The sequence below is a fragment of the Bacillus sp. F9_6S_D1_P_5 genome, from assembly GCF_054823925.1.
In genome coordinates, this window is record NZ_JBTREW010000004.1 from 161,104 (window position 1) to 177,695 (window position 16,592).

Annotated in this window: 15 protein-coding genes; 4 read left to right on the top strand and 11 right to left on the bottom strand. The window is 37.2% G+C overall.

All coding sequences use genetic code 11. The features are described from left to right. Positions 1-306: 306 nt before the first annotated feature. Positions 307-768, bottom strand: a complete 462-nt coding sequence (locus ACUXEY_RS07255; RefSeq protein WP_000625507.1) for a DUF441 domain-containing protein — start codon at positions 766-768, stop codon at positions 307-309. Between the two features lie 420 nt (positions 769-1,188). Here ACUXEY_RS07255 and ytvI point away from each other — a divergent pair, with 420 nt between their 5' ends. Then, positions 1,189-2,310, top strand: coding sequence for a sporulation integral membrane protein YtvI (gene ytvI / locus ACUXEY_RS07260; protein ID WP_001081378.1), 1,122 nt, complete (start codon positions 1,189-1,191; stop codon positions 2,308-2,310). A 754-nt stretch (positions 2,311-3,064) separates the two neighbouring features. Here the strand turns inward: ytvI and ACUXEY_RS07265 are convergent. The 8 genes from ACUXEY_RS07265 to dnaE all read right to left on the bottom strand — a co-directional run bounded on the left by ACUXEY_RS07265 (position 3,065) and on the right by dnaE (position 13,896). Continuing rightward, on the bottom strand, positions 3,065-3,454 hold the full coding sequence (locus ACUXEY_RS07265; protein WP_166702990.1) for an FxsA family protein: 390 nt from the start codon (positions 3,452-3,454) through the stop codon (positions 3,065-3,067). Between the two features lie 198 nt (positions 3,455-3,652). Next, on the bottom strand, positions 3,653-5,410 hold the full coding sequence (gene pyk / locus ACUXEY_RS07270) for a pyruvate kinase (RefSeq protein WP_060632499.1): 1,758 nt from the start codon (positions 5,408-5,410) through the stop codon (positions 3,653-3,655). Between the two features lie 53 nt (positions 5,411-5,463). Beyond that, the gene (gene pfkA, locus ACUXEY_RS07275) at positions 5,464-6,423 is read right to left on the bottom strand and encodes a 6-phosphofructokinase (RefSeq protein WP_000821161.1); all 960 of its coding nucleotides are present in this window, start codon (positions 6,421-6,423) and stop codon (positions 5,464-5,466) included. A gap of 128 nt (positions 6,424-6,551) precedes the next feature. Continuing rightward, complete coding sequence (gene accA / locus ACUXEY_RS07280) at positions 6,552-7,526, bottom strand: acetyl-CoA carboxylase carboxyl transferase subunit alpha (RefSeq protein WP_060632500.1); 975 nt, start codon at positions 7,524-7,526, stop codon at positions 6,552-6,554. Beyond that, entirely contained in the window at positions 7,514-8,383 is an 870-nt protein-coding gene (gene accD / locus ACUXEY_RS07285) for an acetyl-CoA carboxylase, carboxyltransferase subunit beta (RefSeq protein ID WP_000942865.1), read from the bottom strand. The genes accA and accD overlap by 13 nt, the downstream gene beginning before the upstream one ends. A 185-nt stretch (positions 8,384-8,568) precedes the next feature. Continuing rightward, the gene (locus tag ACUXEY_RS07290) at positions 8,569-9,213 is read right to left on the bottom strand and encodes a FadR/GntR family transcriptional regulator (RefSeq protein ID WP_461300378.1); all 645 of its coding nucleotides are present in this window, start codon (positions 9,211-9,213) and stop codon (positions 8,569-8,571) included. A 14-nt stretch (positions 9,214-9,227) separates the two neighbouring features. Further along, a complete protein-coding gene (ystJ, locus tag ACUXEY_RS07295) occupies positions 9,228-10,436 on the bottom strand; it encodes an NADP-dependent malic enzyme (protein WP_166703035.1) in 1,209 nt (402 codons plus the stop codon). Positions 10,437-10,569: 133 nt separating this feature from the next. Next, positions 10,570-13,896 (bottom strand): DNA polymerase III subunit alpha, encoded by a 3,327-nt coding sequence (dnaE, locus tag ACUXEY_RS07300; RefSeq protein WP_461300379.1) that lies wholly within the window; start codon positions 13,894-13,896, stop codon positions 10,570-10,572. A 42-nt stretch (positions 13,897-13,938) separates the two neighbouring features. On the opposite strand from dnaE, the gene ACUXEY_RS07305 reads away from it, so the two are divergent. Then, complete coding sequence (locus tag ACUXEY_RS07305) at positions 13,939-14,352, top strand: YtrH family sporulation protein (RefSeq protein ID WP_002008713.1); 414 nt, start codon at positions 13,939-13,941, stop codon at positions 14,350-14,352. After that, positions 14,349-14,852 (top strand): sporulation membrane protein YtrI, encoded by a 504-nt coding sequence (gene ytrI, locus ACUXEY_RS07310; RefSeq protein ID WP_001265736.1) that lies wholly within the window; start codon positions 14,349-14,351, stop codon positions 14,850-14,852. Before ACUXEY_RS07305 ends, ytrI begins: the two co-directional genes overlap by 4 nt. A 51-nt stretch (positions 14,853-14,903) precedes the next feature. On the opposite strand, the gene ACUXEY_RS07315 is transcribed toward ytrI, so the two are convergent. Then, positions 14,904-15,836 (bottom strand): DHH family phosphoesterase, encoded by a 933-nt coding sequence (locus tag ACUXEY_RS07315; RefSeq protein WP_429600579.1) that lies wholly within the window; start codon positions 15,834-15,836, stop codon positions 14,904-14,906. A gap of 159 nt (positions 15,837-15,995) precedes the next feature. On the opposite strand from ACUXEY_RS07315, the gene ACUXEY_RS07320 reads away from it, so the two are divergent. Continuing rightward, entirely contained in the window at positions 15,996-16,301 is a 306-nt protein-coding gene (locus ACUXEY_RS07320) for a YtpI family protein (protein WP_001144777.1), read from the top strand. 7 nt (positions 16,302-16,308) lie between these two features. Here ACUXEY_RS07320 and ACUXEY_RS07325 read toward each other — a convergent pair whose 3' ends face one another. Then, a complete protein-coding gene (locus ACUXEY_RS07325; protein WP_461300380.1) occupies positions 16,309-16,572 on the bottom strand; it encodes a DUF3949 domain-containing protein in 264 nt (87 codons plus the stop codon). Positions 16,573-16,592 lie beyond the last annotated feature (20 nt).

The following is a 16,592-nucleotide window of genomic DNA, read 5'->3' on the forward strand; positions in this document are numbered from 1 at the left end:
TGCAAATTTGTTGCGATGTTCCCCTCTTATGTCCGTTGTCTACATGGAAAGCATGAGCGTGAATGTCTCCCCGAATCCTCACGCTCAAAACAACAAGTTAGTGAGGAAAATGAATTCCGAAGAGTTTTATGATAAAAACAACATAAAACAATATCATTATAAAATTGTTTTATGTTGTTTTTATTTTATCTGGTGTAAAGTCTCGGCTGTTATGTAACTTTTCAAAGTTTCTAATCCTATTATAAACAATTATCTGACTTTTGTGAACAGAAAGAATTCAAAATTTTTATATTACTATAAAATTCCTTATTTAAACATCTGTATAATACTCATCACTGCATAGGCAATTCCAGCCCCAATTAACGGGCCTACAGCAACTCCATTAAATAAAGCAACCGCTATAATTGTCCCGAAAACGAGCGCAGTTGTAATATGAGGATCCGTCGTCAATAATTGTACGCCGCCTTTCGCTAACAAAGCAACCGCTACCCCTGAAGCTAAAGCAATCCATGCATAATACGATTTCGCTGCTTCTCCAAGTTGTTTAAAACCTATTTCCCCCGTCGCGATCGGTACGAGTACCGCTATTGTAATAACCGTAACACCGAGGTTAATTCCTTTCGTTTGTAAATACGGAAAGACTTTATCTCCTAGAAACGTAAATTTCAATAAAAATAACACACCAATAGCTACAGTTAACGATTGGTTTTTCGCAATAAGTCCTATAATAAGTAGTATGAATAAAAATAACGTTGACTGACTAATCATGTTTACACTTCCTTTCTGAAAATAATGAACTCATTTCCAAACACAAATACCTTTAAACCTATCGTTATACATGCTATATCGATGCCTATTCAACATAAACCACTTCACTTTTTTATGTATTTCAAAATGACAAACTGAGACTTTCACCATCAAAATTTAAGCATGTATACATTTTTAAAAGCGTTCGTCTCTCCTTTCTTTTCTAATAAGAAACAGGTAAAATAAAAAGAAGAGAAAATGAAGTTTTTACCATATAGTAGAAGCATCAACACCAAGCTTTCCCAGTCACTCACGTACTGAAAAAGCAGGAAAAATCCATCATTCCACTATAACATAAAGTGAAACTTTAATCAGTGGGGCACACTCGTTATAAGTTGAACGAATTAGGATAATCCAAATTGGAATGGGAGGTATACATCTTTGAATCGAAACTTACTATATATGATATTGCGACTCATATTTGTCATTGTAGCGACGGTAGCCGGGTTCTATGCATTACTATATATGTCAGGACTTATCTACCCTTTTATTATCGCTTTCGCATTTGCTTATTTGATTAATCCTGTCGTCAATTTCCTGAATCAAAAACTACAATTTCCTCGCGCACTAGCAGTACTCGTTAGCTTAATTCTCGTATTCGGAGCTATCGTCGGACTCGTTACATATCTTGTAACAGAGGCAATATCTGCCACAACATACTTACTACAACTTGTTACAGTAAAGTTTCCGGATATCGTTGCATTCGCTCAGCAATTTGCACTTAATCATATTATGCCTCTCTATGATGATTTAATTTCTAAATTTAATCATCTTGGGGAACCACAGCGCTATACGATTACACAAAACATTCAAAACCTAGGAACAGAAGCTACGACGCAAATGAAAGAACTTTTAACTGCTATTATAAGCGGATTAACAAATTTCATTAGTGCATTACCAACAACTTTAACTGTGCTTGTATTCGTTTTATTAGCCACTTTCTTCATTAGTTACGATTGGCATCGTCTTGCTCAAAAAGTAAGGAAATTTTTACCCAACCGTGTTCATGGCTACGGAAAAACGATTTTTGTCGATTTAAGAAAAGCTTTATTCGGTTTCGTTAAAGCGCAACTTACACTCGTATCTATGACAACTGTTATTGTACTAATCGGACTTTTAATATTACGCGTACCATACGCCATTACTATCGCGATTATTACAGGGGTTGTAGATTTACTCCCGTATTTAGGAACAGGAGCTGTTTTCGTTCCTTGGGTTATATACGTATTTTTCACTGGCGACACTGCTTTCGCCATTGGTCTTCTCATTTTATACATCGTCGTGATTGTCCAAAGACAAATTATGGAGCCTAAAGTACTTTCTTCTAATATTGGCCTCGATCCATTAGCAACACTAATCGCTCTATTTGTCGGCTTTAAACTCTTTGGCTTTTTAGGATTAATCATCGGTCCAGTCACCTTAGTACTACTTAATACATTGCACAAAGCTCGTGTATTCCATGATTTGTGGAAATATATTAAAGGCTCACCTTCAAAATTATAGTTTCTAATTCATATACAACAAAAACTTACATGTAATCAGTGGGAAATTCCCACTGATTATTCCTTGTACTTATTTTTCATACTCATTACATCCAACAAGAGAATTGCACCCAAAAAGGATCATTCTCTTGTTTTTTTGTATAAAAAACGCATATTCCGAGGTATTTTTACATATTTATTCTATTGCTTTTATAATTATTACTTACATTTATTACTTTTTATGTAAATGAATAAATATACAAATCATTATAGAATTAGACTTAAACTAAGCATTTCACTGCTCTCTTTTAACTTTTCCGAACCAACTGATTCTTTTTATATACAAAAACAAACTTAAGTTCAGATCTTTTTTCTTAAATTACACTCATTAAGAGCTACTAACTCCTCAAATCACAGATCCAATCGAAAAATATACAGCAAATAAAGTGAAACTTTAATCAGTGGGGGTTTTCTTCATCCCCCACTGATTATTAGTTGAACCAATCGGACTTTTATGGGCAGTTGATCCCCCTCCTAACTTCTTTGCTTTCGCTGAATTTTGAGGTGGGGGTCTTACTGCCCATTAAAGCGGGATAAAACTTTAACCTTTAAGGATTTTATCCCCCACTCATTATTAATCTTCACCAACCAGACTTTTATTGACAGTCCAATCCCCCCCCTTCACACTCACCCAATTTTAACCAACAGCCCTTTAACCATCCCTTCATCCTTTTTGCAGACAAAAAAATAGTGCTTAGATCGCTATAATCTAAGCACTATTTCTGCACAATAATAGTAGAGTTCTTCCTAAACTTCCATTCCATCCACTTCATAACAAATGGCTTCAACAAAGCCCTCGTCACAGGGATAACAAAGATAAAACCCATTATATCCGTTACATATCCAGGAAGTACTAAAAGAATACCTCCTACAAAGATAAAAATACCATCCAGCACTGCTCCTCCTGGCATTTCCCCTCTATTCAACTTAGATTGAATCTCTCCAAGCACTTTAAAACCTTGCCTTTTCGCTAAATACACACCTACAACACCCGTAAGTATAATCATAGCGAACGTAGACCATAAACCTATTACATGACTCGATCCAATTAAGACCGTAATCTCAATCGCCGGTATTAAAATAAACAACAATAGTAACCACTTCATAGTTCTACACTCCTCTCATATACGATCACTTTAAACGCCCTCATAACGCCCATATACACCACATTAAAATCGAATACACTTTCTTATGAAACTTCCTCATGAACAGCTTTTAAAAGCAATTTCAGACGTCTCAAGCTAGTTATATCTCATTTTTGTGTAAAAAAAAGAGAAGGACTCCGATCCTTCTCTCCGTATTACTTATAGCACTTCCGCATGTCCATTATAAACAATTCCACGTGCTGCATCAACTGTTACTTCTTGGCCATTTTTTAAAGTTGCTGTTACGCCGTTTACACCAACGATAACAGGAATACCGATTGATACACCTACAACAGCCGCGTGGCTTGTTAAACCGCCTTCTTCTACAACTAGAGCAGCAGCTTTTTCGATTGCAGGAATCATATCTTTATCAGTGCTTGTTGTAACAAGGATATCACCTTCGTTTACGTTCGCTACAGCTTCAGCAGCTGTTTTCGCTACAACTACTTTACCTTTTGCAGCTTTACGACCGATTCCTTGTCCTTTAGCAACTTCTTCACCAACAACGTGGATTTTCATTAAGTTTGTTGTACCAGTTTCAGCAACTGGTACACCAGCAGTGATTACTACAGTATCTCCAAGTCCGATTAGACCTGCATCCATACCTGTTTGAATTGCAGTATCTAACATTTCGTCAGTAGACGCTGCACGTTTTCCAGCCATAAATGCTTGTACACCCCAAACAAGTGCAAGACGACGTCCTACTTGCTCGTCAGATGTTACAGCTACGATTGGAGATTTTGGACGATATTTAGAGATCATTTTCGCAGTATATCCACTTTCTGTTGGAGCTACGATTGCAGCTACATCAAGAGCAAGTGCTGTATGCGCAACAGATTGGCTAATTGCATCTGTAATTGTTGGAGTGAACTCTTTAATACGTTTTTTGAACATATCTTCGTATTGTAATGATTTTTCAACACGTACTGCAATGTTAGCCATCATTGTTACTGCTTCTACTGGGTATTGACCAGCAGCTGTTTCACCCGAAAGCATGATTGCATCTGTACCATCGAAGATTGCGTTAGCTACGTCACTTGCTTCCGCACGAGTTGGACGTGGGTTACGTTGCATAGAATCTAACATTTGTGTCGCAGTAATAACTGGTTTACCTAACACGTTACATTTTTTGATTAGACGTTTTTGTACTAATGGTACTTCTTCTGGTGGAATTTCTACACCCATATCACCACGAGCTACCATTAAACCGTCAGAAACTTCTAAGATTGAATCGATGTTATCGATACCCTCTTGGTTTTCAATTTTTGGTACGATTTGGATATATTGAGCGTTATGCTCTTCTAATAATTCGCGAATTTCTAATACGTCAGATGCTTTACGTACGAATGAAGCTGCGATGAAATCAACTTTTTGCTCGATACCGAAGATGATATCTTTTACGTCTTTTTCAGTGATACCAGGAAGCTTAATGCTTACGTTTGGTACGTTAACACCTTTTTTATTTTTTACAGTTCCGCTGTTAAGAACTTTTGTACGGATGTTTCCGTCAGCTTTTTCGATTACTTCTAGCTCGATAAGACCGTCATCGATTAGAATGCGAGAACCTGGGTCTACATCATCATAAAGACCAGCATAAGATACAGAGAACTTCTCTGCAGTACCTAATACTTGCTCAGTAGAAAGAACTACTTCTGCACCTGTTACAAGCTCAGCTTGTCCGTCTACGAAGTCGTGAGTACGGATTTCTGGACCTTTTGTATCAAGTAAAATACCAACTGTTTTACCAGTTTTCTTTGAAGCTTCACGAATGTTTTTAATGCGAGCGCCGTGCTCTTCATGGCTACCATGAGAGAAGTTTAAACGAGCAACGTTCATACCCGCTTCGATTAATTGCTCTAATTTTTCAATACTTTCACTAGCAGGACCTATAGTACATACAATTTTAGTTTTACGCATATTGCACCTCCGAAAATTATGAAACCGTTCCCAAATATCCGACATTAAGCCGATTAGATGGATAATTCTTTAGATAATTGATACATATCTTTATCGATTGTATGCTTTTGAGCTAACGCTTCGATAATGTCATGATCAACAAGTTTATTATCTTGAATACCTACACAACGTCCACCTTTACCAGCAATTAATAATTCAACTGCTCTTGCGCCAAGACGGCTTGCTAATACACGATCTTGTGCACTTGGTGATCCACCACGTTGTACGTGACCTAACACAGTTACACGAGTATCAAAGTTTGTTGCTTCTTCAATATGCTTACCGATGTCAATTGCACTTCCAACACCTTCAGCCACAATGATAATACTGTGTTTTTTACCACGTTCACTACCGCGCTTCAGACGAGCAATAACATCTTCCATGTCATACTCTTCTTCTGGAATTAAAATTGTTTCAGCACCATCAGCTAAACCAGCCCATAATGCGATATCTCCAGCATGACGTCCCATTACTTCGATAACATATGTACGTTCATGAGATGTAGCTGTGTCACGAATTTTATCAATTGCATCAATAACAGTATTTAAAGCTGTATCGAAACCAATTGTGAAATCTGTTCCAGGAATATCATTGTCGATTGTACCTGGTACACCAACACATGGGAATCCTTGTTCAGTTAATTTTTTAGCACCTTGGTAAGAACCATCTCCACCAATAACAACAAGTCCTTCGATACCGTGTTTCTTTAATTGCTCGATACCTTTTAGTCGTACTTCTGGATCTTTAAACTCAGGACATCTTGCTGTATATAATTTTGTACCACCACGGTGGATAATATCGCCAACAGAACCAAGTTCTAATTTTTCAATATGACCAGAAATTAAACCAGCGTATCCATGGTAAATACCATATACTTCAATATCATGGAAAATCGCTTTACGAACAACTGCACGAATGGCAGCATTCATACCAGGTGAATCTCCACCACTTGTTAATACACCAATACGTTTCATTTGTACTCACCTCATAAAGATTATTTGCCTTATAATAAAATAACACGAAAAAATATAAAAACACAATGGAGAAGATGTGTCTTTTCATAATAAAAACGTGCATTCGCGAAGAGGAACGCACGCTTTTCTTATTTTATCCCAATGGAAGCGTTTGAAAACGAAACTTGCCCAATTTTCATATATTTTTCATAACGTTTTTCGATTAATTCATCTTTCGAAATTCCGTTTAATTGTTCAAAAGTTTTTCTAATCATTAAGTCTATATTTTCTGACTGTTTCAAAACATTACGGTGTGCTCCACCTTTTGTCTCTGGAATAATTTCGTCAATTACACCTAATTCTTTCAAATCTGCTGCTGTAATTCTCATCGCCTCTGCAGCTTCCTTTGCTTTTCCTGCATCTTTCCAAAGAATTGCCGCTGCACCCTCTGGTGTAATAACAGAATAAGTGGAATTTTCTAGCATATGAATGTAATCCCCTACCCCAAGACCTAGTGCACCACCACTACCACCTTCGCCGATAACGATACAAATAACAGGTACTGTTAATCCTGCCATTTCAAATAAATTGCGAGCGATAGCTTCACTTTGACCACGTTCTTCAGCAGCTTTACCAGGATAAGCTCCTTTCGTATCAATAAAACAAATAATTGGACGATTGAACTTTTCCGCCTGCTTCATTAAACGTAGTGCTTTTCGATATCCTTCTGGATGAGGCATCCCAAAATTACGGCGAATATTTTCTTTCGTATCTTTTCCGCGTTGATGCCCAATTACAGTTACAGGCATCCCTTTATACTTCGCAATGCCGCCGACAATCGCTGCATCATCGCCAAATAGACGATCTCCATGACATTCAAAAAAATCAGTAAATAAGTGCTCAATATAATCGAGCGTTGTCGGTCGTTCTGCATGACGAGCAATTTGAACACGGTCCCATACTTTCATATTGCCGTATATATCTTCCTCTAAATTTTCTAGCTTGTCTTCCAAAATACGAATCTCCTCACTGAAATCCATCTGGCTGTTTTTCGTATAGTCTTTCAGTTCACGAATCTTATTTCTTAGCTCAACAACTGGTTTCTCAAATTCTAGCTCTGCCATACAGCCATTTCCCCTCCTTGATGAACTTCTAAAATCTTGCGAAGCGATTCTCTCATATCATCACGATGAACCACAGCATCTAATTGACCATGTTCTAGTAAGAATTCTGCCGTTTGGAAATCTTCCGGTAGTTTCTCACGCACGGTTTGTTCAATTACACGTCTACCAGCAAATCCGATCAGTGCTCCTGGTTCTGCAAGATTATAATCACCAAGTGAAGCGAAACTCGCTGAAACCCCGCCCGTCGTCGGATGAGTCATAACAGAAATAAATAATCCTCCTGCATTACTATGCTTTTTCAAAGCTACGCTTGTTTTTGCCATTTGCATTAAACTTAATATCCCTTCTTGCATACGGGCACCACCCGAAGCAGTAAAGATAATAAATGGAACTTGTAAGTCGTATGCCTTTTCAACCGCACGGGCAATTTTTTCTCCTACAACAGAGCCCATGCTCCCCATTCGAAAACGAGAATCCATTACTGCAACAACAACAAGCATGTCATCAATTGTTCCTTCACCAGTTACAACCGCTTCGTTCAATTCAGTCTTCTTACGATCGCTCTCTAGTTTCTCTTCATATCCTGGAAACTCGAGTGGATTTAATGAAACCATTTCTTTGTCATACTCACGGAATGACCCTTCGTCCAATATACTATCAAGACGTTCCCATGCATTCATAGGATGATGATATCCACAATTCACACATACTTTTAAATTTTTTAGAAGCTCTTTCGTATACATGATTTTTTTACATTTCGGACATTTTGTCATAACGCCATCTGGTACATCTTTTCGTACTTGTTCTGAAGGTATTGCAGCGTACTTTTTCTTTTTCACGAATAAATCTCTTAGCACAATTTGACCCCCTTCGTTGAGAGCTAAGGTTAGCGTAAGAAGAAAATTGGGCTAACACCAAAGTTTGATGTTAGCCTTATCTTCTCAATCTGTCTAATAACCTCACTCTTTACGTTTAACTTTAACCGCTACGCGATAGAATGTTTGTCATAACGTGTCATGGTCATTTCGACAAATTTTATACATTACGAGTGAAACTGTATATTCTCTACTAATTCATCGTAAATTTTTAGTGCATCATTTTCTTGTTTTTCTTCCAAAGTAGCGTAAAGCTTTCTATACATATCGATAGAATCTCCTGAAACTTTACAAGAAAGAGTTGATACGTAATCATTTACGATCATCCAAATGCGATATAGTAAATAATTATCGACTTGTTCAATAAGTGTTTTAAAGAACGTTTGATGAAGCGTCGGAATCGAATTTTCATTTCCTTCAAGCACTGGATGTAATTTACTTAGCACTTTAGAAAACGTTTCTTTCGGTAAATTACATACAACTCGAATCATATCTTTCTCAAGCAATCGTTTTGTTTGTAATAAATCAAGAATTGTTTTCTCATCTTGCAGCAAAAACGGAGCAATCAATTGTACAAGACCGTTATCGTAAAAGTTTCGAATAAACGTCCCTTCACCACGTCTCGTTTCAATTAATCCTACCAGTTCTAAAGCACGCAACGCTTCTCTTACAGAGGAACGCCCCACATTTAAACGTGAACTTAACTCACGCTCAGACGGCAAACGATCCCCCGCTACCAATCCATCCTCTTCCATAATGGAACGGATTTTTTTTACAATTTCGAGATATACTTTTGTATTTGATGATGTCAATGGAAATTCCTCGCTTATTCTTTACCAATCAGCGCTAATTGTTTTGTTTTCTCAGCAACTTCATTTGGATCTACTTGACGGCGAGCTACTCCTGTCTCCATTGCAGCTTTCGCAACGTAAGATGCCACTTGAGGCGCTACACGCGCGTCAAACGGTGCTGGAATGATATAGTCTGCATTTAACTCATCTTCTGCTACAAGCTCAGCAATAGCCTGTACAGCTGCCATCTTCATTTCTTCATTAATTTGTGTCGCATGTACGTCAAGTGCACCGCGGAAAATACCAGGGAACGCTAGTACATTATTTACTTGGTTTGCGAAGTCAGAACGACCTGTTCCAACAACAGCTGCGCCCGCTGCTTTTGCCAATTCTGGCATAATTTCTGGAACTGGATTCGCCATTGCAAAAATAATTGCATCGTCATTCATTGTACGAACCATCTCTTCTGTTAATGCACCTTCTGCAGATACACCAATGAATACGTCCGCACCTTGTACAACATCAGCTAAAGAACCTTCGATACGATTCTTATTTGTATATTTTGCAACTTCATCCTTCACCGGATTCATACCTGTAGGACGCCCCTCATAGATCGCGCCTTTACGGTCACACATAATAATGTCGCGTACACCATAGCGATATAAAAGTTTAATAATTGCAATACCTGCTGCACCTGCGCCATTTGCGACAACTTTAATGTCAGACATTTTCTTTCCAACTAGTTTTAGCGCGTTCACAAGACCTGCTACTGTTACGATAGCTGTTCCGTGTTGATCATCATGGAAGATAGGAATATTTGTTTCTTTTTTCAAACGTTCTTCAATAATGAAGCAGTTTGGTGCTGCGATATCTTCTAAGTTAACGCCGCCAAAAGTTGGCTCCATTAATTTTACAGTTTCAACGATTTTATCTACATCGTTTGTATTTAAGGCAATTGGGAATGCATCTACACCAGCAAAGCTCTTGAATAGTACAGCTTTACCTTCCATTACTGGAAGAGATGCTTCAGGTCCAATGTTACCAAGACCAAGTACAGCTGTTCCATCAGTCACAACTGCTACCATATTTCCCTTCATCGTATATTCATATACCTTACTTTTATCGTCATAAATTTCTTTACAAGGTTCTGCAACCCCTGGAGAATATGCAAGACTTAAATCTTTTGCATTTTCTACTTTTACTTTTGATACAGTTTCTAATTTTCCTTGATGCACTTTATGCATGTGAAGTGCTTCTTCACGAAGTGTTGACAAACTATCCACTCTCCTCAAATTATTCTAGCTGATATCAATTTCTCCAAGTGGTCTGACCACGAACACTACTACTATAATAATCGAAGTGTAGGGAAATTGTCCATTATATTTTCACAACTACATTTTCTTCCCCGACAATTTCACGAAGTGCTCCTAAACATTCTTCACTTGGATGAATCGATAAACTTCGAGATAATTGTACCATTTTATGTTCCTTTTCATAATAAATTAGTACTTTCGCAAAACCCGAATAGTCAAACAATATTTTAGTAACTTGATTTAACAGCTTTTTCTCATATTGAGACGGCAATTTCACGTAAACAGATGCGTCTTTCTTTTCTTCATACACATCCATTTCTTCTAACGGATATAGTCCATTTACAATCCATTGTAATTTATGATTTCTAAGCTCAATCATGCCGTCAACTAAAACAATTGCTCCTTCTTGTAACCTATCTGAGAAATGTATATACGTTTCAGGGAAAAGAACTGCTTCCATTTCATCATTTTGATCACAAAATGTAATAAACGCCATCTTTTGCAACTTTTTCGTACGAATCACTCTTACGCTTGTTATATACACGATAGCTCTTTGTACCTTTTTCTTATGTCGCATCGCCTGAGCGAGAGATGGAATTTCTAATTCTTTCGCTAACTTCACATACTGCGCTGTCGGATAGCTTGATAAATAAAAACCTAGTGCTTCCTTTTCTTTATTTAACTGTTCAATAAAAGAGAGCTCTTCTCCTTGTACGTATTTTGATTTTGGAACAGCATCTCCTAAATCACGTGCAAGATTTGCGTACTCTACCGCTCCTTTAAGGCTTTTCCACAAATTCGTTCTCGAAACACCAAAATCGTCAAAACATCCAGACCAGACGAACGCCTCTAAATTTCGCTCTGTTACAAACTTTGATGGCATGCGAAGACAAAATTCAAATAAATCTTCAAACATTTTTTTCTCTCGTTCTTCGAGTAACGCTGTCACTGTAGCCATTCCGATGTTTCGAATGGAAAGTAGACTGTAACGTATCGCATCACCTTCTATTTGGAAATTGTAACCACTTCTCTGAAGAGATGGCGGCAAAACATGAAAACCTTTTCGCTTCGTTTCTCGTATATACTGCACAATCTTATCTTCATTTCCAATTGCACTCGACAATAGTGCCGTCATAAATTCCAGCGTATAATTCGCTTTTAAGTAGGCAAGTTGATATCCAATCATACTGTAGGCTACCGCGTGACTTCGGTTGAAACCGTAATTTGCAAATCTTACAATTAAATCGTAAATTTTCTCCGCAGATGTCTCGTCATAACCATTTTGTAAACAACCTTGCACAAAATGCTTACGTTCCTGATCTAAAATATCACGATTTTTTTTACTCACTGCACGGCGTAATAAATCTGCTTCTCCAAGCGAGAATCCCGCTAACTTCGATGCAATTTGCATAATTTGTTCTTGGTATACAATGACACCGTACGTTCTTTCTAAAATCGGCTTTAAGTCCGGATGTAAATATTCAATTTTTCTTTTTCCATGCTTTGATTCAATAAAGGTCGGAATTTGTTCCATCGGTCCTGGTCTATATAACGAGTTAACAGCGACAATATCTTCAAATTCATTCGGCTTTAACCCGCGAAGTACATTTCGCATACCACCTGATTCAAGCTGGAATACACCTGTTGTATCCCCTCTACCTAACAATTGGAATGTCTTTTCATCTTGAAGTGGTAAATTTCTTATATCAATTTGTGTTCCCGTTTTTTTCACGATAAACTTTATAATATTTTCAAGTAACGTTAAATTACGTAATCCTAAAAAGTCCATCTTGAGCAACCCAAGTTCTTCTAATGCATCAGCTGGGTATTGCGTAACATACACATCGTTATGCCCTTCTTGAATCGCAACACTTCCGGTTAATGGCTCTTGGCTCATAATAACGCCAGCTGCATGAATAGACGTATGACGTGGTAAGCCTTCTACACGTTTTGCAATTTCAAACACACGCTCATGCAGAAGGTTTCCTTGTATAAACTCACGGAGTGATTGCGATTCCTCATATGCATCTTTTAACGTTATACCAAGCTTTGATGGGATAAGTTTCGAGAATATGTCAATATCTCGCGGCGGAAGCCCCATTACACGCGCAATATCTCTAATTGCCGCTTTTGCTGCCAGCGTCCCGAACGTTACAATTTGAGCAACACGAAGCTGACCATATTTATCTTTCACATATCGAATCATCTCATCACGTCTTATATCTGGAAAATCGATATCAATATCTGGAAGTGTCACACGTTCAGGGTTTAAAAATCGTTCAAATAATAGATCGTATTCAATTGGATCAATATCTGTAATTTCTAATACATAAGAAACGAGTGAGCCAGCCGCCGATCCACGGCCTGGTCCTGTTAAAATGTGATTTTCATGCGCATACTTCATAAAATCCCATACGATGAGGAAATAATCACTAAATCCCATGCTAGAAATCACGTTTAATTCATGGTTCAAACGCTTTATATGTACTTCTTTCGGCGTACCATAACGTTTCTGCAATCCTTCTTTACAAACGCGGCGTAAATACATATCATTCGTCTCGTTAGCTGGAACAGGAAATTTCGGTAATTGATTTACATGGAAAGGAATTTCTACTTGGCAACTTTCTGCGATTTTTATTGTATTTTGAATCGCTTCCTCAACATGCGAAAATAGTGCTTCCATTTCATCCGTTGACTTTAAATAATACTGATCCGTTTTCATTCTCGGCCTATCTGGATCAGTCATTTTCGTTCCACTTTCAACAGATAATAAGCATTCATGAACAAGTGCGTCACTTTGATTGATGTAGCGTACATCGTTCGTTGCAACGACTGGAACATTTACCTTATTAATAAATTCAGGCAGCTTTTCTTGTAAAAGCAGTTCATCTTGAATCGCATGATGCTGCAAACTCATATAAAAATTGCCGAACATACTTTGATACATGCGAGCTACTTCTTCAGCTTCACTCTCTTTGTCTTCTAATAATAATTGTTCAATTTCCCCATCTTTACCTGGTGAAATAGCAATTAATCCTTTCGCATAATGGGCAAGCCACTTTTTCGGAATACCTTCTTTTGACTTCGTCATAATGCTACTAGAAATCTTTAATAAATTTTGATAGCCTATTTCATTTTCAGCAAGTAAAACAAGCGGATAAGATTTTTCGTCTTCTTCACTAAAAATAGAAGCTGTTAAGCCGATAATAGGCTGTATACCATGTTTCTTACATGCTTTATAAAACGGAATAACGCCATACATAACATTTTCATCCGTAATAGCGAGTGATGAAAAACCAAGTTCTTTCGCCCTGACTACAAGCTCATCAATTTTACAAGCACTTTTTAATAAACTAAAAACGGTTTGACATTGTAAATGCACAAACTTCACTGTTGTACCCTCTCTTTACCAATTTGACTACTTTTATTATAGGTGATGAGGAAAGCGGAAATCAAAACATACTTCTTATACTTTGTCCATATATATGAAGAAGAAAGGGGAATGACGATGGATGTAAGAGAACACACTTTTTTCTCTCTGCTTATTATTAGTTATTTTATTGCCTTTGGGGTTATACTCGGTGGTTCATTAATTGGCGGCTTTGGTGCATTTCTTATCGGAAAACCAACTCTAACTTACATTAATCAATTCGCCCAAAATTTAAGAATTTGGGCACTCGTTGCAGCGATTGGTGGAACATTTGATACTTTTTATAGCTTTGAAAGAAGTTTCTTTGGCGGGGATATGAAAGATATCGTAAAACAAATTCTCCTTATTTTTTTCGCAACGGGTGGTATGCAAACCGGTCTTATTATTATTAAATGGCTAACGCAGGAACATGTATGAGAGTACCAAGTGCCAATACAGCAAAAAGATGGTATTTAGTTTTAGCTGGTGCTGCTGTTGGAGGCGTGTTGAGCTGGTTTATTTTTTTGTACATATACGGTGTTTTTCAAGAAGAACAAGCTAGTAAAATAGCAGAACAAAGAGAAATTATAGAAAAACAAGAAGCAAAGCTCCACGTCCTTCTCGAAGATCAAGAAAAATTGAATACTGAAAATAAACGGCTCTTAACTATTCAAGAGATTAAAATAAAACTTATAAATCGAGAAAAATACGATTTAGACAATCTTACACTCGAAAATATGACCACCTCTATCCATAATGACCTCCAACATCTTTTAACGAAAAACATTCAAAGTATAGCAAAAAATAAAGACCTACTCAAAAAGGTAATCGAAAACAAAACGTACAAACATTACGATCGGCTATACCGTTTCAAAGTCGATACGATATCTTTTGATACAGTGCTTGAAATTAGCATTACGATAGAGAAAGAAAAATAAAGAAGGAGGGCTTTAGCGCCGCTCCTTCTTTTCGTTTTCATATATAATCTCTTATCTACACAGCTCACGTAAATCAGCAAAAAGACGATCCGCTTCTTCCCAAGAAGATGCTTTTGCACCAGAAGCCATCGGATGCCCTCCGCCATTATATTGCATTGCTAATTTATTTATCACTGGTCCTTTTGAGCGAAGACGAACACGAATCACGTCATCTTCCTCTAAAAATAGAACCCACGCCTTTAATCCATCAATATTACCAAGTGCTCCAACAACGCCAGATGCCTCAGAAGGAAGTACATCAAACTTTTCTAATACTTCTTTCGTTAATTTAATGTAAGCTACTCCTTCTTCTACCATCGTAAAGTTTTGTAAAATATAGCCGTTTAAACGAGCAATCTTTTCTTTCGTCTTATACATTTCGTTGTATAAATCTGTGAATTTCACATCCATATCAACAAGCTCACTCACGTAACGAAGTGTTTTTGCTGTTGTATTCGGGAATAAGAAACGACCTGTATCCCCAACAATACCTGCTAAAATAAGACGAGCTGCTTCTTTCGTTATCTGTAATCCTTTATCTTTTCCATAACTGTAAAACTCATAAATCATTTCACTTGTAGAACTTGCTGTCGTATCTACCCACGTAATATCTCCGTACGGATCTTCATTTGGATGATGGTCAATTTTAATTAACATCTTCCCTTTTGCATAGCGTTGATCGTCAACACGTTCTTGGTTCGCAGTATCACATACGATAACAAGTGCATTTTCATATACACTATCTTCAATATCATCCATTACTCGTAAGTATGCTAGTGACGGTTCATTGTACCCAACCGTATAAATATTTTTCTCTGGAAACGATTCTTGTAGAATGGTACTAAGACCGCCCTGTGAACCTAACGCATCTGGATCTGGACGTACATGACGGTGAATAATAATTGTATCAAACTCTTTAATTGCTCCTAAAATTTGCTCATGCATATGTATAATCTCCTTTTTACTCAACTTCTTCACTTTATCTTTCATTATAACGGAAAGTATTTCATACATGCGAACAATTGCTTTATAATAAAAGTTAGAAAGTTTAGATATTTATTTTTCCCCACTATTATTTTTCATAAAACGATGGGAGTGTGCATTATGCCAGTATTAGTCTTCTGTATTATCGTCTCATTTATGTTGTATCTCTTCTACAAAACAAAATACTTTCGTACAAACCGCCCAATGGAGAAAGGTTGGCTCTCTGGAAAATCCGCAATGGCACTCGGTTCATTCGTCTTATTCTTCGGGATAAACCAATTCTTTTTAGAACTTTCAACCGCTCGTATTATCGTTGGTGTTTTATTTGTTCTATTTGGTAGTGCAAGTGTATTTAATGGATTTCGCCAATATAAACATTTCTTACCATTAGCAGTTAAAGAAGCAGAAGTCTATGAAACAACGTAAAAAAGCATCAACACTGTGATGCTTTTTTACGTCCTCTAACTTTTAAAATCATATATGCGACAAACGCAGATGGTATATTAAATGGGTTGCCTTGCACATGAAGATGTAATTGTTCTTCTCCAAAAGACATTCTTTCATATAGCTCTCGCTGAGATAATCCTGTTTTTTTCTTTATTTCATGTAAACCTTGTAAGTATAAATATTGAATCGGTATCATTATAAGAAAGTAAAATAGTGCGATACTACCAAAAAAGAGTACTGTTGATGACATAATGCATACCACCTTCCGTG

Bases quoted from the DNA above. Each gene is read 5' to 3' on its own strand.
- ACUXEY_RS07265 (WP_166702990.1), bottom strand. From the start codon at position 3,454: ATGAAGTGGTTACTATTGTTGTTTATTTTAATACCGGCGATTGAGATT.
- pyk (WP_060632499.1), bottom strand. From the start codon at position 5,410: ATGCGTAAAACTAAAATTGTATGTACTATAGGTCCTGCTAGTGAAAGT.
- ACUXEY_RS07320 (WP_001144777.1), top strand. From the start codon at position 15,996: ATGCCAGTATTAGTCTTCTGTATTATCGTCTCATTTATGTTGTATCTC.
- ACUXEY_RS07325 (WP_461300380.1), bottom strand. From the start codon at position 16,572: ATGTCATCAACAGTACTCTTTTTTGGTAGTATCGCACTATTTTACTTT.
- pfkA (WP_000821161.1), bottom strand. From the start codon at position 6,423: ATGAAACGTATTGGTGTATTAACAAGTGGTGGAGATTCACCTGGTATG.
- accA (WP_060632500.1), bottom strand. From the start codon at position 7,526: ATGGCAGAGCTAGAATTTGAGAAACCAGTTGTTGAGCTAAGAAATAAG.
- ACUXEY_RS07315 (WP_429600579.1), bottom strand. From the start codon at position 15,836: ATGCATGAGCAAATTTTAGGAGCAATTAAAGAGTTTGATACAATTATT.
- ystJ (WP_166703035.1), bottom strand. From the start codon at position 10,436: ATGCATAAAGTGCATCAAGGAAAATTAGAAACTGTATCAAAAGTAAAA.
- ytrI (WP_001265736.1), top strand. From the start codon at position 14,349: ATGAGAGTACCAAGTGCCAATACAGCAAAAAGATGGTATTTAGTTTTA.
- ACUXEY_RS07255 (WP_000625507.1), bottom strand. From the start codon at position 768: ATGATTAGTCAGTCAACGTTATTTTTATTCATACTACTTATTATAGGA.